Annotated in this window: 11 protein-coding genes; 4 read left to right on the forward strand and 7 right to left on the reverse strand. The window is 74.0% G+C overall.

What is annotated here, in order from left to right; genetic code table 11:
- Position 1 precedes the first annotated feature (1 nt).
- Genes AC5WRL_RS15785 through AC5WRL_RS15800 form a run of 4 tightly spaced genes read left to right on the forward strand, consistent with a single transcriptional unit; the run spans position 2 to position 3841 of the window.
- A complete protein-coding gene (locus tag AC5WRL_RS15785; protein ID WP_496089138.1) occupies positions 2 to 1159 on the forward strand; it encodes a hypothetical protein in 1158 nt (385 codons plus the stop codon).
- Complete coding sequence (locus tag AC5WRL_RS15790; protein ID WP_496089139.1) at positions 1146 to 2150, forward strand: hypothetical protein; 1005 nt, start codon at positions 1146 to 1148, stop codon at positions 2148 to 2150. The genes AC5WRL_RS15785 and AC5WRL_RS15790 overlap by 14 nt, the downstream gene beginning before the upstream one ends.
- Before the next feature lie 42 nt (positions 2151 to 2192).
- On the forward strand, positions 2193 to 2942 hold the full coding sequence (gene recO / locus AC5WRL_RS15795; protein ID WP_496089140.1) for a DNA repair protein RecO: 750 nt from the start codon (positions 2193 to 2195) through the stop codon (positions 2940 to 2942).
- 47 nt (positions 2943 to 2989) lie between these two features.
- On the forward strand, positions 2990 to 3841 hold the full coding sequence (locus AC5WRL_RS15800) for an isoprenyl transferase (RefSeq protein ID WP_496089141.1): 852 nt from the start codon (positions 2990 to 2992) through the stop codon (positions 3839 to 3841).
- Positions 3842 to 3886: 45 nt separating this feature from the next.
- Here AC5WRL_RS15800 and AC5WRL_RS15805 read toward each other — a convergent pair whose 3' ends face one another.
- The 7 genes from AC5WRL_RS15805 to AC5WRL_RS15835 form a co-directional block, all read right to left on the reverse strand.
- Positions 3887 to 4564: a hypothetical protein gene (locus tag AC5WRL_RS15805; RefSeq protein WP_496089142.1), complete on the reverse strand. Its 678-nt coding sequence runs from the start codon at positions 4562 to 4564 to the stop codon at positions 3887 to 3889.
- Positions 4561 to 5757, reverse strand: coding sequence for a type VII secretion protein EccE (locus tag AC5WRL_RS15810; protein WP_496089143.1), 1197 nt, complete (start codon positions 5755 to 5757; stop codon positions 4561 to 4563). The genes AC5WRL_RS15805 and AC5WRL_RS15810 overlap by 4 nt, the downstream gene beginning before the upstream one ends.
- Positions 5754 to 7250 (reverse strand): type VII secretion protein EccB, encoded by a 1497-nt coding sequence (eccB, locus tag AC5WRL_RS15815; protein ID WP_496089144.1) that lies wholly within the window; start codon positions 7248 to 7250, stop codon positions 5754 to 5756. Before eccB ends, AC5WRL_RS15810 begins: the two co-directional genes overlap by 4 nt.
- Positions 7251 to 7367: 117 nt before the next feature.
- A complete protein-coding gene (locus AC5WRL_RS15820) occupies positions 7368 to 8735 on the reverse strand; it encodes a S8 family serine peptidase (RefSeq protein ID WP_496089145.1) in 1368 nt (455 codons plus the stop codon).
- Between the two features lie 5 nt (positions 8736 to 8740).
- Complete coding sequence (gene eccD, locus AC5WRL_RS15825) at positions 8741 to 10204, reverse strand: type VII secretion integral membrane protein EccD (protein ID WP_496089146.1); 1464 nt, start codon at positions 10202 to 10204, stop codon at positions 8741 to 8743.
- Positions 10201 to 14223, reverse strand: a complete 4023-nt coding sequence (eccCa, locus tag AC5WRL_RS15830) for a type VII secretion protein EccCa (protein WP_496089147.1) — start codon at positions 14221 to 14223, stop codon at positions 10201 to 10203. The genes eccD and eccCa overlap by 4 nt, the downstream gene beginning before the upstream one ends.
- 51 nt (positions 14224 to 14274) lie before the next feature.
- Positions 14275 to 16761 carry a TPR repeat domain-containing protein gene (locus tag AC5WRL_RS15835; protein WP_496089148.1) on the reverse strand — a complete coding sequence of 829 codons (2487 nt, stop codon included), beginning with the start codon at positions 16759 to 16761 and terminating at the stop codon, positions 14275 to 14277.
- Positions 16762 to 16928 lie beyond the last annotated feature (167 nt).

Consider the following 16928-nt stretch of genomic DNA (forward strand, 5'->3'; position numbering starts at 1 on the left):
CATGAACGCTGACGCACGGGACAGCGCGGTGAGCCCCCGGCTGGCCGCCCTGGTGACCGGCGGGCACGCGCTGCTGCTGGTGCTCACCATCGCGGCCCTCAACCAACTGCGCGAGGGGCCGCTGATCCGGGTCGGCCGGTACGAGCTGACCCTCGGCGAGTTCGCGGTCATCGAGAGCCCCGTCCACCGCTGGCTGCCCCAGGTGGTCTTCCTCGGGCTCTTCTCCGCGCTGGCCTACCGCGTCATGCGACGCGCCCCGCGCTACTGGCCCACGCCGTGGCCGGCCCTGCTGATCGTGGGCGCCGCACTGCCGGCGGCCGGGGTGGCCGAGCTGCTGGTGGTCCTGCTGGAGCCGTTCCCGCGCCAAGGAGGGTCCGGGCCGGCGGACTTCCTGCGCTGGGCCCTCTACTTCAACGCCGAGCAGGAGGGCGTGGTCCTCGCGGTGCGGTTCGCCCCGACGCTGCTGCTCGTGTGGGTCTGGCTGGCGCTGGCCAGATGGCTGCTCCTGCGGATCGCCGGACCCCGCAACCCCCTGGGGATCGCCCCGCCCACCCACCGGCCGCACCGGCCGGCCCCCGGCACCCCGCGCCGGCGGCGGGACGCCGCCCTCGCCGCGCTGATCCCGGTCCTGCTGCTGGCGCTGGCCGGCGGCGGCGTACTGGGCCACGTGGACGTACACCGGCCGGCACCGGGCATCACCTTCGACCCCGACCAGTGGCTGAACCCGTACCGCGAATCGTGGCAGGAACGGTGGAGCCGGCTTCTCTCCCCGGCGCTGCGGCTGCGGCCGATGGAGGACGAGCGGATCGGCGGCTGGCTCGTCACCCTCGCCGCCGCCCTGGCCCTGCTGGTGATCCTGTGGGCCCTGCTGCGCGGCCTGCTCGCCCGGGCCGGCGGCGACCGGCCCCGGCCGGACCTGGTGCTGGGCGCGTGGTGCGCGACCGTGCTCGCCGCGGCGACGGCGGTCGTGGTCAAGGCGGTCCTCGCCGCGCTGTTCGTCCCCGGGATGCGGGGCACCTCGTTCGCCGCCGAACTCTCCGACGCGGTCCGCTTCGGGACGCTGTGGGGCTGGACCGTCGGCCTGATACTGCTCGTGGCGATCCGCGTCGGCCCACGCCGCCGGGAACGGGAAGGGGCGTCGGAGCATGCCGTCGCGTAACAGAATCAGCGACAGGGCCACCCGCAACCGGGCCGGCGGGGCGACCGGCCGCACCGCCCTGGACCGGCACCGCCGCCGGGCCCGCGACGAGGACGGCCCCACCGGCCCGGCCCCGGCCGGTCGGCGGATCGCCCGGCTGGCACGCCGGCCGGCCACCTGGATCGCCGGCATCCTGGCGACGGTGGCGGCCGTCACCTTCCAGGACGTGCTGGTGGATTCGGTGAACGCGATCCTGCCGCTGGACCGGGTCGCCGACAGCGTCTCCCCGCACGAGGCGATCGCCGTGGTGGACGTACGCAACGTCAGGCAGTTCGGGGAGTTCCTGGTCCGGGACGACGAGAACGGGGAGCGCGCCGCCGAGCTGACCGCCGCCGACTGGCGGGAGCACCGCGCGGACCTCGTCGACATCGGGCGCTCGGAGTGGATGATCACCTTGCAGGGCCGGGGCCACCAGCAGGTCCGGATCACCGACATCGTCCCGGAGCTCGAAGGCGGCGCGTGCACCGCGCCACTGAGCGGCTCCGTGATCGTCGCCAGCAGCCAGGGAGACTCCGCGGTCATCCCGCTGGAGGTCGCCATCGACGACCCGGTGCCGCTGCTCCGGGCCCCCGCCGAAGGCCCGGAGGCCGGGATCGGCGAGCCCTTCTTCACCGGGCCGCACGCCACCCACATCACCCTGGACCGGAACGAGACCGAGGCGTTCATGATCTACGCGACCGCCCAGGACGGCTACTGCCGGTGGCGGTACCGGGTCCACTACGAGATCGCGGGCAGCACCCAGACCATGCTGCTCGGCGCCCCGGACGGCGAGCCCTTCGAGCTCACCGGCCGGCTCCCCGAACCGGACCGGTACGCCCGGGTCTTCTTCTCCCCGATCGACTGCGCCGGCCCGGACGGCAGCACCACCGACGGCTACGTGCGCGGCACCGGCGCCGATTTCGCGCACTACCTGGACAGCGGGGGACTCTGCCCCGACCACCTCCGCCCCTGAACCGGCCGCGAGGTCCGGGTCCGGGTCCGGCAGAATGTCGGCATGAGTCTGTTCCGCGACGACGGCATCGTGCTGCGCACCCAGAAGCTGGGGGAAGCGGACCGGATCATCACCCTGCTCACCCGCACCCACGGCCGGGTACGGGCGGTGGCGCGCGGGGTGCGGCGCACGAAGTCGAAGTTCGGGGCGCGGCTGGAGCCGTTCTCGCACGTCGATGTGCAGTTCTTCGCACGCGGCGGCGAGCTGATCGGCCGCGGCCTGCCGCTGTGCACCCAGGCCGAGACGCTCGCCCCGTACGGCCGGACCATCGTGAGCGACTACGGCCGCTACACCGCCGGCACCGCCATGCTGGAGACGGCGGAGCGCTTCACCGACCACGAGGGGGAGCCGAACGTACAGCAGTATCTGCTGCTGGTCGGCGGCCTGCGCACGCTCGCCAACGGGGAGCGGACCCCGGGCATGGTGCTGGACGCGTTTTTGCTGCGGTCGCTGGCGATGGGCGGGTACGCGCCCAGCTTCGAGGACTGCGCGAAGTGCGGGCTGCCCGGGCCGAACCGTTTCTTCTCCATCGCGGCGGGCGGGGCGATATGCGGTGACTGCCGGGTTCCGGGGAGCGTGGTGCCCTCCCCCGAGGCGCTGCGGCTGCTCGGCGCGCTGCTCACCGGCGACTGGCCGGCGGCGGAAGCGGCCGAGACCCGGCACGTACGGGAGGGCAGCGGGCTGGTGTCCGCCTATCTGCACTGGCATCTGGAGCGTGGGCTGCGCTCGTTGAGATTCGTGGAGAAGGGCTGAACGGGTTACGCTCAGCCGCAGAGCTTTCGAACCGTGGAGAGTCCCCTATGGCCGCCGTCCAGCGTCGGTTTCTGTCCCGGCAGCAGCGTGAGTACCGGGCGCCCGATCCGCACCCCTCCGGCGCGTCGGCGCCCAAACTGCCCGGCGAGCTGATCCCGCAGCATGTGGCGCTCATCATGGACGGCAACGGCCGGTGGGCGAAGGACCGCGGGCTGCCGCGCACCGAGGGACACAAGGTCGGCGAGACCGTCGTCCTCGATGTCGTCAAGGGCTGCCTGGAGCTGGGCGTCAAGAACCTGTCGCTGTACGCCTTCTCCACCGAGAACTGGAAGCGGTCCCCCGAGGAGATCCGCTTTCTGATGGCCTTCAACCGCGATGTGATCGACCGCCGCACCGAGGAACTTCACGCGCTGGGCGTCCGCATCCGGTGGGTGGGGCGCGAGCCACGGCTGTGGAAGTCGGTGGTGACCAAGCTCAAGGCCGCGGAGGAGCGGACCCGCGACAACGACGCCATGACGCTGTACATGTGCGTCAACTACGGTGGCCGGGCGGAGATCGCCGACGCGGCGGCCCGGCTGGCGGCCGATGTGGCGGCGGGCCGGCTCGACCCGGCGAAGGTCACCGAGAAGACGGTGGCGAAGTACATGTACCACCCGGACATGCCGGACGTGGATCTGTTCATCCGCCCCTCGGGGGAGCAGCGCACCTCCAACTACCTGATCTGGCAGAGCGCTTACGCCGAGATGGTGTTCCAGGACATCCTGTGGCCCGACTTCGACCGGCGGGCCCTGTGGGCGGCCTGTGTGGAGTACGCCTCCCGCGACCGCCGGTTCGGCGGGGCGCTGCCGAACGAGGTGCTGCTGGCCCAGGAGGCGGCGGCCCAGCAGCCCCGTCGGTAACTCCCGCCCGCCTGCCCGCCCCCGTCCGTCCGCCCGACCGGCCCCCTAGGAAGGGTTCCCGGGGGTCAACAGGGCGTTCTCGCCCGGGGAGATGTCGGGGCGGAGGATGACCGGGGTGCCCGAGGCCGGGAAGAGCGCGATCTCCCCGCCGTTGAGCGTGGCGGTCAGCCGGCCCGCCTCCTCGCCCAGTACGCGGGCGGTCATGTCGGCGTAACTCGCGTCCAGCGCCAGCACCGCCTCGGTGGAGTTCCAGAACACCGAGCGGTGCGGCACCGCCCGGGTCACATGCAGCACGGTGCGCCAGGGGCCCGCCGCCAGTCCGGCCGCCGGCGGCCGGCGCTGATCGCTGACCAGCGCCTGCGGCCCGGCCTCCACGGTGGGCGGGGCCGGCTGCCGGGTGGGCCAGCCGTCGGCGTTGGTGGCGACGGTCAGCCGGTCCCCGGCGGCCAGCGCCAGGCCGCTCCACTGCTGCGGCACCCGGGTGTTGGCCGTCACCTGGGCGCCGGCCGCGAGCAGCCGCAGGGCCAGCAGCCGGCCGAACAGCGAATCGCCCAGCGCGCCGATCCGGGCGCCCGCCTGCGCGGGCACCGGCAGGGAGACCGGCCGCCCGTCGCGGGCCGTCCCCAGGTGGATGCCCGCCGGGGCGGCGAGCAGCGGGTAGTCCGCCTCGTACGGGGGCTCCCAGCGGGTGGCGGGCAGGCCGGCCGGGTCGGGGGTCCTCATCGTCGGTGTGCTCCTGTCAGGGCGAACCCGGTCGCCGCGTCGAGTGGGCCCGCGGGGTACGCCACGGGGAGGGTGGCCAGCAGTCCGGCCCGCTGGTCGGCGGCCGGTGGTCCGATCAGGCCCGACTTCAGCAGCCGGTCCCGTTCGGCGGCGGCGTGCTGGGCGTGGGTGGAGACGATACGGACCGCGGTACGGACCCGCAGCGCGTCCCCGGCACCGGCACCGGCCCCCGTACCGTCCGCCGTGATGGTGGCCGCCGTGACCACCCGGTCCGCCGTGCAGCCGGCCAGCGTGCCCAGCAGCCCGCTCCATTCGGCCGGGCCGCCGACCAGGGCGGTCACGGTGCAGTGGGTGGCGTTCTTGCCGGCCCAGCTGCCGGCCAGCGCCCGGCCCTCCCCCGACCCGTCCCCCGTGTGCCGCAGCAGCGCCCGCAGCTCCGCCGCGCTCAGAGGGGTGGTGGCGAGACCGTGCGCGTCGAGCGCCGCTCGCAGCCGCGCGGTGGCGGCCACCACGGCCGCCCGCGCCCCCGTCTCCCCGCCGCCGCGCCGCCGGGCGGCGTCGGGCGCGGCCAGCGGTTCGTAGCGCAGCACCAGATAGGACCGTACGACCACCGGCCGGTTGCCGGTGGGCAGCTGGCGGTAGGCGACGGTGGGCTGGTAGCCGTAGTGGAAGTCCCACGGCGGCAGCCCGAACTGCTCGACGAACAGCTGGGCGGCGGCCGGCCGGGCCGGGTCCTCCGCCAGCCAGCGGGCCACCGGGCCGGCCGGGAAGGAGGGCACCGTGCCGCCGGGGAAGGCGATGACCGCCGCGTGGCCCCGGCCGTCCGACAGCACCCCCAGGGCCGGGCCGTTGCGGTCGGCGGCCTCGCGGATGTCCAGGGCGGGCAGCAGGGTGTGCGCCAGGCCGAGATCGTCCTCGGGCGCCCGGGGGGTCACGGCGGCCGGGGTGAACGCCCCGGCCCGTACCCGTTCCAGCACGGTGCGCTGCGCCCAGCGGCCACGGTGCCTGGCCAGCGCGGCGATCGCGATCAGCGCTCCGGCCCCGGCGAGCGGGTAGCCCCAGGGGCCGCCGAGCGCCGCGCCGGCCGCGGCGCAGCCGAGCGCGGCCTGCACGGCGACGATCCGGCCGCGCAGCGCGAGGGCACGGCGCGGTCCCGGCCGGCGGCGGGGAAGTGCGGGGCGGTCGGTGGTCACGCGGTGGGCTCCTTCTCGTCGTCCTCGGCGGTCTCGGCGGTCTCGGCGGTCTCTGCGGTGTCGTCGGTCGCGTCGGTCTCCCCGGCGCCGGCCCCGCCGCCGTCGCCCCGGTGTTCGCGGGCCGCCGTCTCGGGGTCGAGGACCGGGCCGGCCGGGAGCAGCCCGACGAAGCCGGCGGGTACGGTCGGGGCCGCGCCTGGCGCGTACCGCAGCCGTTCCACCGCCTCCGGGCTCGCGAACGGATAGGCGGTGCCGCTGTCGGTGATCAGGGTGTACGTCCCGCCGGCGCCGGCCGAGGTGGTGGCCCGGACCACCGCCCCCGACCCGGCGGGCAGGTAGATCTCGTCCAGCAGCCCGAGCCGCTTGCCGTCACCCGCCCTGACCGGCGTCATGCCGTCCGGCGCGGGCATGGTGGCCGGCAGCCGGACGGTGGCCTGCCAGGGGGCGTCGCCCGGCTGGCCGCCCGGCGGGGTGCTGACGCACACCGGCTGGTTGCGGCCCGGTTCGTCCGCCACCGGCAGCGCGTCCGGCCAGGAGCGGTCGCCCGGGGAGGGCTCGTCGGAGCGCGGCGCGCGGGCGGCCTGCGCGGCGGTCACCTCGTGATCGGCCGCCGCCTCGGAGCCCAGCAGGGTGTGCACCAGCTCGGAGACCGCCACCAGGCCGTCCGGCCGCACCACGTAGAACTGCGGCTTGGCGCCCTCGGCGTTGGTGTGGACGAGATCGCCGACGGTGGCGGGGAAGGGCAGGCCGGCGGTGGGCGCCGTCCCGGTGCCGTCCTGGGCGGGGGTGGTGATGGCCGGGCCCTCGGGGAGAGTGGCGATGATCCGGCGCGGCAGCTCCACCGGGTTTCTGGTCAGGCCGAGCAGATCCCGGATGGCGGGCGTGAGGGCGTAGCGGCGGCCCTCGGTGAGCAGCCACAGGGCATCGGTCTCGTCGCGGGCGAGGACGGTCGCCGCCTCGCCCGCCGCGTCGGCGGTGGGCGGCAGGACGGGGACCGATACGTACAGCACGGTCCGGTCGGGGGTGCCGCCGTTCTCCGCCGGGGTGGCGCACAGCGTCCAGTCCTCGTCGAGCAGCGCGTCCGAGGACGGCAGCGCGTCGGGCGCGCCGGGGATGCCGACCGGCAGGCCGCGCGGCGCGGCGTCCAGGACCGACTGCCGTACTTCGGTGAGCTGGCCGCCGCCGACCAGCAGCGCCGAGGCCAGGTTGAGCGCGGGGTGCACGACGCCGTCGCTGACGACGTACCGGTCGCCGCTGGAACCGACCACGACCGCGCCGGAGTCGGGCAGCGCCGGGCCCCGGCCGCCGCCGAGCCAGCCGGCGATGCCGAAGCCGGCCATGAGCAGGATGCCCACGGCGACGCCGCCTCCCAGGGCGCGGTTGAGCCGGCGCCGGGGGTCGGTGCGCGCCTCGTCGGTGCCCCGGATGAGGCTGGTGGTGCGGCGGCGGTTGTCGTAGGCGTACGCCTCGGCCTGCTCGCGGGTGGTGGCCATCTGTCGGGTCCGGTTCCGGGTGGTGGTGGACGGGGGGTCGGGGTACGGGGTCGGGGGTGTCGTCGAAGAAGGGCGGGCCGGGTGTCGTCCGGCCGGCGGGACTTCGGCGGCAACCCCCTATCCCTTGACAGTGTTCACGGCCGGTCCTGCGCTGCCGTCGTGGGGGCCGGAGCCGGTGAGCCAGTCGAGGCGGTCGGCGGGGGGCGGGGGTGGGGGCGGGGATGCCCGCCCCGGTTCCTCCGCATGGGCGGGGTGCCGCGCCGGTGCCGGGCCCGGATGCCAGCCGCGCCGGGCGGCCCGCCGTACCGCCGGGGCGGCGAACAGCCCCAGTAGTACGGCGAGCAGCAGCCCGCCGCTCCAGGCCAGGGCGGTGCGTACGGTCGCCGACAGGGCGGGCTCCCCGGCCGGCAGCGGCTGTACGGCGACGGCGCCGTCGTCCGGCCGCCCGCCCGCGCCGTCCCCCGTACCGCCGCCCCCTAGGTGGGTGAGGGCGCCGAACGGGTCCACGATGCCGGCGCCCGTACGGTTGTTGCGCACGCCGCCGACCGCCGAGGCCGAGCCGGTCAGCCGTTCGGCGACCTCATCGGCCGACAGGCCGGGGAAGCGGGAGAGCACCAGGGCGGCGGCCCCGGAGACCTGGGCGGCGGCGAAGCTGGTGCCGGACTCAAGCCGGTAGCCGGAGCCGCCGGGGGAGACCACGAGCAGGTTCTCGCCGTACGCGGCCAGATCGACCCACGGTCCGGCGTTCGAGGAATCCATCGGCCGGCCGCCCGCGTCCACCGCGCCGACCGCCAGCACCCCGTCGTACGCGGCGGGATACATCGGGGTCCGCCCCTCCAGGTCGCCCTCGTTGCCGGCCGCGGCGATCACCACGAGACCCGCGGCGACGGCGCGTGCCACCGCCTCCCTGATCGGCTCGTGGTCGACCGGGACGGCGAAGGACAGATTGAGCACCTGCGCGCCGGAGCCCGCCGCGTCGTCGATGGCGGCGGCCAGCGTCCCGGCGCTGGTGCCGTCGATGCCGTCGGCCAGCCGCACCGGGTACACCCGGGCGTCCGGGGCGACCCCGGCCATCCGGTCGCCCTCGGCCCGCCGGGCGGCGACCAGCCCGGCCACCGCCGTGCCGTGCCCCTCGCAGTCCTGGACCGGCGGCGGCGTGCCGCGCTCGTACTCCCGCTCGTCCCGTACCAGGGTGAACTCGCTGCCGTCGCGCACCTGGCCGTCCAGATCGGGGTGGGTGGCGTCCACCCCGGAGTCCACCACGGCGACCGTGATGCCCCGCCCGGTGGCCAGGTCCCACGCCTGACGCAGCCCCAGCTGGTCGATCAGGGGGTAGGGACCGGCGTCGGGCAACTCCTCGCCCGTCACCTGCCGCCGGCACTCGGCGGCCACCGCGCCGGGCGCGGCGCCCGGCACCGCGACCGGAACCAGTACGCCCCCGGCGACGGCCGCCGCCAGCACCAGCGCCACCGATCTCGTACGCATCCCGGTCACACCTTCAGATTCAGCAGGGCGGGGTAGACCTCCCACACGGCGAGGATCAGGGGCACCACGGAGACCAGGAACAGGGTCTCCAGCACATCGAGCCCCCGGGACAGCCGCGGGTTGGTCCGGAACCGGCCGGCGGAGACCGCCACCGCGCCGGAGATCAGGGCGATCACCAGGGCGACCGGCAGCAGGATGCCGAGCAGTTCCAGGGTGTTGCCGCGCTGCCCGGCCAGCACGAACAGGGCCGCGCCGCAGGCGGTCAGCAGGGCGGCGCCCATCGGCACCGCCGCCTGGGCGGCGTCCCGGAACAGCCGGGTGCGCAGCATCATCACCAGCACCAGCACCCCGCCGAGGGCGGCCGGCCAGGGGCGGCCGGCCGCGAACAGCACCAGCACGGCGGAGGCGGCCACCAACTGGCTGCCGGTCATCATGCCGGACAGCAGCCGGCGGGCCCTGGTGACCCGGGCGGCCAGCCGCTCGTACTCCAACTGGCTGGGCAGCGCCTCAAGTTCCTCGGCCGAGCCGACCACCTGCGGGGCCGGCACCCGGGCCACCCGCAGGGCCACCGTGGGCCACAGGGTGGTGGCGGCCAGCGCCAGCGGGGCGACGACGGCGGCGGCCCGGGCGGGTTCGGCGTCCCAGCCGGCGCACAGCAACGCCCCCACAGCGGCCAGTGGTCCGGCCACCACCAGCGCGGTGAACGTGCCGTCGCCGCTGCCGATCAGCACCGGGCCGAGCGCCCCGATGACGGCCAGCACCGCGCAGGCCAGCAGCAGATGGCCGGCGGTGAAGTCGTCCAGCAGATGCGCGCCGGTGCCCAGCAGCCGGGCCGCGCCGACCATGGCCGGCGGCGCGGCGCACACGGCGGCGAAGGTGCCCGCCGTGGTGTCGGCGAACGCCCGGGACAGCAGCACCCCGACGGCGAGGGAGAACAGTGCGGTGGCCAGGCCGAGCCAGCCGGGCAGCCGGCCGGGTGCGGCGGCCAGCGCCCCGCACACCGCGAGCACCGCGATGACGGCCACCCCGGCCGCGGCCCGGCGGGTGGCGGCGGGCGGCCAGCCGCCCCGTACCGCGTGCTCGCCGATGACCTCGACGACATCGTCGTACAGCGGGGGCGTCGTGTCGTCGTGGCCGTGTGCCACGAACAGCAGGTCGCCCTCCCGCACCCCCTGCGCCTCCAGGGAGGCGGCCGGGTCGAGCCGGCCGCCGTCGATGCGGCGCAGCACCCAGCCGCCGTGCCGCACCCCGCCGTCGGCGCCCGGCTCCTCGCCGGCGTGCCGCAGCAGGGTGGGCATCAGCCGGGCCAGCGGCAGCCCGGCGGGTACCGCGAGGTCGGCCCGGCCGGCCGGGCCGGCGATGCCGATCCGGACGAACTGGGCCGCCCCGCCGGGCGGCCGGCCCGGTTGCCGGTCCAACGTGGACGGGGACTGGGGCTGGGGCGAGGGGGATATGGAGCTGCCACTCATGAGGGGATCCTGGTCGCTGAAGCTGAATCGCGGGAGGTCAGGGGGGAGTCGGCCCGCACCAGCTGGACGGGCAGGCTGCCGAGCTTGCGGTGCAGCAGCAGGCCGCGGCCCTTCTTGCGCTGCGCGGAGCGGATGTTCCAGATGGGCATCTCGTCCTTGGGGATGCTCAGCAGGACGGCGGGGAAGTTGAGTTCCTTCATGCGGCCGAGCACGGGTTCGGTCACGGCGCGGGAGGCGCCGCCGGCCTGCCGGGTGATGTACAGGTGCAGGCCGATGCCCCGGGCCTGCGGCAGGAAGTCCAGCAGCGCGCGCAGCGGATTGCCGCGCGAGGTGGCCACCAGGTCGTAGTCGTCGACCAGCACGTAGATCTCCGGGCCGGTCCACCACGAGCGGTCCCGCAGCTGCTCGGGGGTGACGTCGGTGCTCGGCAGCCGCTTCTTCAGCCCCTGGGCGAGCCCGCCGATGACCTCCGTGGAGCGCTCGTCGGTGGTGGAGTAGCCCAGCAGATGCGGCCCGTCGAACTCCCGCAGCAGCGACATCCGGTGGTCCAGCACGATGAGCTTGGCCCGGTCGGGCGGGTAGCTCTCGACGATCTGCCGGCCGACGGCGCGCAGCAGGGAGGTCTTGCCGGTCTCGCTGTCGCCGACGGCGATCAGCCCGGGGTCCTCGCCGGGGGCGAAGACCACCGGTTCCAGGCGGTTGCCCTCCACCGCGACCACGACCGGGGGCCGGGCGCGCAGCGGTGCCGGGATCTCGTCGAGCCCGTACGTGGTGGGCAGCAGCCGGACCCGGCGAGCGCGCGGGCCCTGCCAGCTCTCGTCGATCCGGCGGACCAGGTCGGCGACGCCCTCGGGAAGGCCCTCGTCGGAGTGCGCCCCGTCGACCCGGGGGACGGCGGTGAGGAAGTGCAGCTTCTCGTCGGTGATGCCGCGGCCGGGGCGGCCGGCCGGGATGGTGCGCTGGGCCTTGCGGTCCACCTCCGAGTCCAGGGCGTCACCGAGCTTCAGCTCGACCTTGGTGCCGATGAGGTCGCGCAGCCCCATGCGCATGTCGAGCCAGCGGTTTCCGGTGATGACCAGGTGGATGCCGTACGTGAGCATCCGGCCGGCCACGTTCATCAGATGGCCCTCGATGTCCGGGTAGCTCTGCCGCAGTACCGCCCAGCCGTCCACGATGAGGAACACGTCGCCGAACGGGTCGTCGGTGATCCGGCCCTCGGCCCGCGCGACGCGGTAGTCGGCCATGGACTCCACGCCGTACTCGCGGAACCGCGTCTCGCGGTTCTCCATGATCTCCAGCACCTCGGCGACGGTGCGGTTGACGATCTCCGAGTCCAGCCGCCCGGCGACCCCGCCGGTGTGCGGCAGCTTGGCGAAGGGGAACAGGGTGCCGCTGAAGTCCAGGCAGTAGAACTGCACTTCGGTGGGCGTGTGGCGCAGCGCCAGGGAGGCGATGAGGGTACGTACGGCGGTGGACTTGCCGCTGTGCGGCCCGCCGACGACGGCGACGTGGCCGCCGGCGCCTGACAGGTTCAGTTCCAGGGGGTCCCGGCGCTGGTGGAACGGCTTGTCGACGACGCCGAGGGTCACGGTGAGCGGCGGCCGGGCGGGCGAGCTGCCGAAGCCGCGGCCGGGCCGCACCTTGAGGAAGCCCTCGTGCAGGGTGTCCAGCGACACCGGTTTGTCCAGCGGCGGCAGCCATACCCGGTGGGCCTGCGGGCCCTGTCCGGTGAGCTGTTCGACCATCACGCCCAGTACGGTGCTGCCCAGGTCCTCGCCCTCGGCGAACTCGTCGGCCTCCCGGGCCGGTTCGGGTTCGGGGGCGGTCAGCTCGGCGGGGATGGGCAGGTAGCCGGCGGGGAAGGGGCGGATGCTCATCGAGCCGCCGAGCGCGGCGTCGCCCGCCTGCTCGCCGGTGCGGTAGGGGCCGGAGACGTACGCGGCGCGGAATCGTTTCAGCGTGTTGGTGTCGGTCCGCAGATAGCCGTGGCCCGGCGCGGTCGGCAGATGGTTGGCGTCGGGCACCCCGATCGCGGTACGCGACTCCGACTCGGAGAACGTCCGCAGCCCGACCCGGTAGGACAGATGGGCCTCAAGACCGCGCAGCTTTCCCTCGTCCAATCGCTGGGAAGCCAGCAGCAGATGCAGCCCCAGCGAGCGGCCAAGCCGGCCGATCTGGACGAAGAGATCGGCGAAGTCCGACTTCTGGGCCAGCAGTTCGGAGAACTCGTCGACCACGATGAACAGGCTGGGCAGCGGCGGCAGATCGGCACCGCGCTGCCGCGCCCGCTCGTAGTCCCGCGCCGACACCATGTTGCCGGCGTCCCGCAGGATCTCCTGCCGGCGGTTCATCTCCCCCGACAGGGCCTCCTTCATCCGGTCCACCAGGGACAGATCGTCCTCCAGGTTGGTGATGACCGCCGCCACATGCGGAAGGTGCGACATGCCCGCGAAGGTGGCGCCGCCCTTGAAGTCCACCAGCACCAGGTTCAGCTGCTCGGAGGAGTGCGTGACGGCCATGCCGAGCACGATGGTCCGCAGCAGCTCCGACTTGCCGGAGCCGGTGGCACCGACCAGCAGCCCGTGCGGACCCATGCCGTTCTGCGCCGACTCCTTGATGTCCAGCTCCAGCAGCCCGCCGTCGGCCGACACCCCGATGGGCACCTGGAGCCGGTCCCGCAGCGGCCGGGAGCGCCACAGGGTGTCCAGGTCGAGCAGCCCGGGATCGGGGATGTTCAGCAGGCTCGGCAGGGTGTTGACGGCGGCGTCCAGATCCTCGGCGTCCGCCGGGGCAGCCGCCGTGTCCAGCCGGAACCGCGACAGCTGCTGGGCCAGCGCCAGCGCCTGCGGCGCGGACAGCCCGTCCGCGCGGCCCAGTTCGTCCCGGGTCTCGCCGGCCAGCACCGACAGCGTGCCGCCCGCCGTCTCCAGACGCAGCCCGTGCGCCTCCGACAGGGCTCCCGCCCGGCCGTCCACGTCCAGCACCGTCACACTCTGCAAGCCGTGCGGATCGAGCAGCGCCTCGCCGCCCGTCACCAGTCCGCCGTCGAGCACCACCAGCAGATGCGGCAGATCCGGATCCGGCTCGGCGTTGCGGTTGAAACGGGTACGCCGGGTCAGCTCGGCGCCCAGCCACTCCTCCAGGCCGGCCAGCGCCACATGGCTCATCCGTACCGGTCCCGCGTGGTCCACCTCGCCCGGACTGTGCGCGTGCGGCAGCCACTTCACCCAGCCCCAGTCGCGGCCCTCGATGTCCGGCGTGCACACCAGCACCCGCAGATCCTTCGGCGAGTGGAACGTCACCGCGTGCGCGATCACCGCCCGCACCAGGGCCCGGGCCGCCTCCGCGTCCCCCGGGTCCGTCCCGCCGGTCACCGAGATCGACGCGAACCGGCGCAGCGCCACCTGCACGGGCAGCCCCGGCACCACCGCGTGGGCGTCCATGAAGCGCTTCAGCGCCACCGCGCTCAGCGGATCGAGGTCTTCCACCGGGGCCGACTCGCCCGGTACCAGCGAGGTCGCCAGATAACGCGGACCGGTGCCCACCCGTACCACCGCGAAGTCGTCGTCCGGGCTGCGGCGTTCCCACAGCCGGCGGCTCTCCGCCACCGACCACAGGGTGCCGGGGTCCGGCGCGTCCCACTCCAGCGCGGCGCGCTGCGCCGTCGCGGTCTGCCGCACCTGGGCGCGGGTGCGCTCCAGATAGCGCAGATACTCCCGGCGCTCGTTGCGGGCCTGGCTCTTGCCCTGGCCGCGCTGGCGGACCACCGAGCCGACCACCATGGCCAGGCAGGACACCAGGAACATGCTGCCCACGATGTAGCCGATCGGCCCCCGGCCCATGGTCAGCATGTACAGCACCGAGCCGAGCCCGCTGAGAGCGGGCAGGGCCGTCATCCAGATGTTGCCGTCCTCCGGCTTGGGCAGCTCCGGAGGTGCCTTCAGCACCAGATCCTTCTCCGGCACCGAGGGGCGCGGCGCTCTGGCTCTGCGCTGCACCGTGGTGATCGGGCTGGTCACGACGCTTCCTTCCACACAACTGTCCGCTTCACTTCGACGTGGCCATCCGTACTACTTGGCCATCGCCTGCTGGAAGCCGCGTTCTATCCGGGACTCCAGGTCCGGATAGGTCTTGCTCTCGACCTCCGTGACGGCGGCCATCACATTGCTGTAGGTGTTCTGGGTCGGGCTGGGCAGCTCATCGACCTTCTGCCCGTTGATCGTTCCCGACTCGTCGGGCCGCACGCTGCCGTCCCTGGTGTAGTAGTCGCGCAGCGCCTGGGCGGCTGTGCCGTCGCCGCCGTCGTGGTTCGCCTTGACGGCCGCGTCGGCGACGATGTAGCGGGTCGCCCAGGAGCCGCTTTCCTGGGCGTCCCGGTACCCGTCGTCCGAGGGCGGGTCGGCCGGCTCCCAGCCGTACCGCAGCACTTCGTTGAGTCCGAAGGTGACGACACTCGCGACCGGCCCGCCGACTTTCCCGAAGTCGACCAGCGAGGAGGCCATGCTCACCGCCGCCATCGTGGATGCCTGGATCTTGTCCTGCGGCACGCCGGAGTCCAGCGCCTCGTTCTCCGCGAACCGGGTGAACCCGGCGATCCTGCCGATGGCCTCGAACGTGGACGCCTCGGCCGTGCCGCGCTGGAACGCGTCGTACGCGGTGGTGGCCTGCCAGACCGACACATTGTTGCGGAAGACCTCCCGGGCCGGCTCGTCCGCGAGCGTCAGCAGGGAGAACAGCTCCCTGCGGTCGTCCCGGGACAGCTCGAAACCGTACCGGTGATCCTTGCCCAGCAGATTGTCGTAGACCCGGGTCCTGGTGCCCTCCGGTTCCAGGAACTGGCTGTCGCCGCCGTCCTTCGGGATCTGGGAGAGCAGGTCCATGTAGCGCAGCGCGGTGTCGCCGATCGCGCCCTGGAGGGCGACCTGGCTGTACGACATCGGGCCGCTGCCGGGGGCGTTCAGCAGGGCGGTGGAGTGGCCACCCGCGTCCGAGAGCACATGGAAGGCCGCCTCCACATAGGCTCTGGCGTCCGTGCTGTTGGGGTCCACGCCGGGTGGGATGGTGGTGCCGCTGGTGACCAGGGCGGCGGCGCCCGAGCTGTCGTTCCACCACTGCCGGAACAAGTCGTCGCGGAACGTGGTGTCGTTCAGCAGGTCCGCCGACGCCTCGGTGTTCAGCGCGGCGGCCTTGAGCAGGCCGGTGCTTCCGGTGTTGTCCAGGATGTCAGGGAAGTTGACGAAGGCGGGCTGGGTGGCGGCGCGCATGTTGACGGCCACGGCGGCGTGCGCCAGGTTCTTCGCGAAGTCCTCGTCCGGGGCCACCGTGGCGTGCCCCATGATGTCGCCGAAGGCGTTGAAGTGCCGGAGCTCGGCGACGAAGGCCGCGCCGTCCATGTAGGCGACATCGTCCCCGCCCTGGAACAGCGGGCCGTCCTGGTACGCGTAGATCATCCGGCGGACCGGCTCGGGCAGCGCCTCGCGGCCGGCCTCCGTGCTGGGGTCGATGCCGCCGATCTCCGGATTCAGCAGCATGGACAGGCCGTTGGCCACATTGACCTTCGACTCCGTCCAGCCGTCCAGGGAGCCGAGCGCCGTCAGGGTCTCGGCGTCCAGCGCCCCCAGGAAGCGCTCCAGATAGGCGCGCTCCGCCGGGCTCAGATCGCGCAGCGCCGTCCCCGGGTTGAGGGAGTCGCCGAAGACCGCGTCGGCGATGCCGCCGAGCCCCTGCGTGTACAGGTCGAGCAGCTGCCAGTCCGGCTCGTCCTTGGCGAGTTCCGCCTTGAGCTTCTCCGCCGAGTAGTCGGCCATCTCCTCGGTGGTCCACAGCCCCAGCGGCCCCGACAGGTCGTAGCCGAGGCCCTGGAGCTCCTTGCCGTACTGGGTGAGCTTCCCCCGGTACGTCTCGATGGCGTCGTCGATGTCGGCGGCGGCGTCCACGGCGAGGTCGGCGACGGCCCGCAGATGGCGCTGTCTGATCTCGCCCGCGAGCGAGCCGGGCAGCAGATAGGTGACGCCGTCCAGGCCCGGATAGCAGATCCGGAACTCGTTCTTGTAGTGCACGGTCAGCGCGCGGTCGGCGGACAGGATGAACTGCGCGCCGCGGACCGCCGTCTCCAGGGCGGACTGCCAGCCGTTCCACTCGGCCGTGGCGGCCGTCGTGTGCTCGACGTACTGGTCATCCAGCGCGCCCGCCCCGAACACCGTGTCGTACACCTCGTCGTTGGCGTCGATGGCGGTGTTCATGGCCCGGACCAGATAGCCCACCACCTCGTCCATCTTCTCGCCGTTGCCCTGGAGCCCATCGGCGGTGGACCGGATCCGGCCGTCGGCGTCGATCAGCGAACCGCTGTCCAGGGTGCCGGCCTCGGCGGCTGCCTGGGTGGCGTGATCGGCCAGTTCACCCGCGGTGTCGGCCTCGCCGGCCGCCCGCGCGTAGACGGCGGCGGTCTCGGCCATGTCGTCGGGGTCGATCTCCGCGGCGAACTCCCGCTGCCGTACCCAAGGCTTCGCCTCGGCTTCGGCTTCGACCTCGGCGCGGGTGAAACTCAGAACGGGCATGGCGGAACTCCTGGGCGGGAGAAGAGAAACGAGCGGATGGGCTGGGGGAGGGAAGGTGGGGAGGCCGGCCCCCGGCGGGTGAGCCGGTGGTGCCGTCAGCCGGGCGGCAGCGCCCGGGTGACGGCACCACCCGGGCCGGGGGTTTCTGGGCCTTCCTGGTCCTCTTC

It is taken from the genome of Streptomyces sp. NTD107 (genome assembly GCF_059510435.1).

What these genes read in the sequence shown, in the direction of transcription:
- AC5WRL_RS15785 (WP_496089138.1), top strand. Translation starts at nt 2, where the DNA reads ATGAACGCTGACGCACGGGACAGCGCGGTGAGCCCCCGGCTGGCCGCC.
- AC5WRL_RS15790 (WP_496089139.1), top strand. Translation starts at nt 1,146, where the DNA reads ATGCCGTCGCGTAACAGAATCAGCGACAGGGCCACCCGCAACCGGGCC.
- recO (WP_496089140.1), top strand. Translation starts at nt 2,193, where the DNA reads ATGAGTCTGTTCCGCGACGACGGCATCGTGCTGCGCACCCAGAAGCTG.
- AC5WRL_RS15800 (WP_496089141.1), top strand. Translation starts at nt 2,990, where the DNA reads ATGGCCGCCGTCCAGCGTCGGTTTCTGTCCCGGCAGCAGCGTGAGTAC.
- AC5WRL_RS15805 (WP_496089142.1), bottom strand. Translation starts at nt 4,564, where the DNA reads ATGAGGACCCCCGACCCGGCCGGCCTGCCCGCCACCCGCTGGGAGCCC.
- eccB (WP_496089144.1), bottom strand. Translation starts at nt 7,250, where the DNA reads ATGGCCACCACCCGCGAGCAGGCCGAGGCGTACGCCTACGACAACCGC.
- AC5WRL_RS15820 (WP_496089145.1), bottom strand. Translation starts at nt 8,735, where the DNA reads ATGCGTACGAGATCGGTGGCGCTGGTGCTGGCGGCGGCCGTCGCCGGG.
- eccD (WP_496089146.1), bottom strand. Translation starts at nt 10,204, where the DNA reads ATGAGTGGCAGCTCCATATCCCCCTCGCCCCAGCCCCAGTCCCCGTCC.
- AC5WRL_RS15835 (WP_496089148.1), bottom strand. Translation starts at nt 16,761, where the DNA reads ATGCCCGTTCTGAGTTTCACCCGCGCCGAGGTCGAAGCCGAAGCCGAG.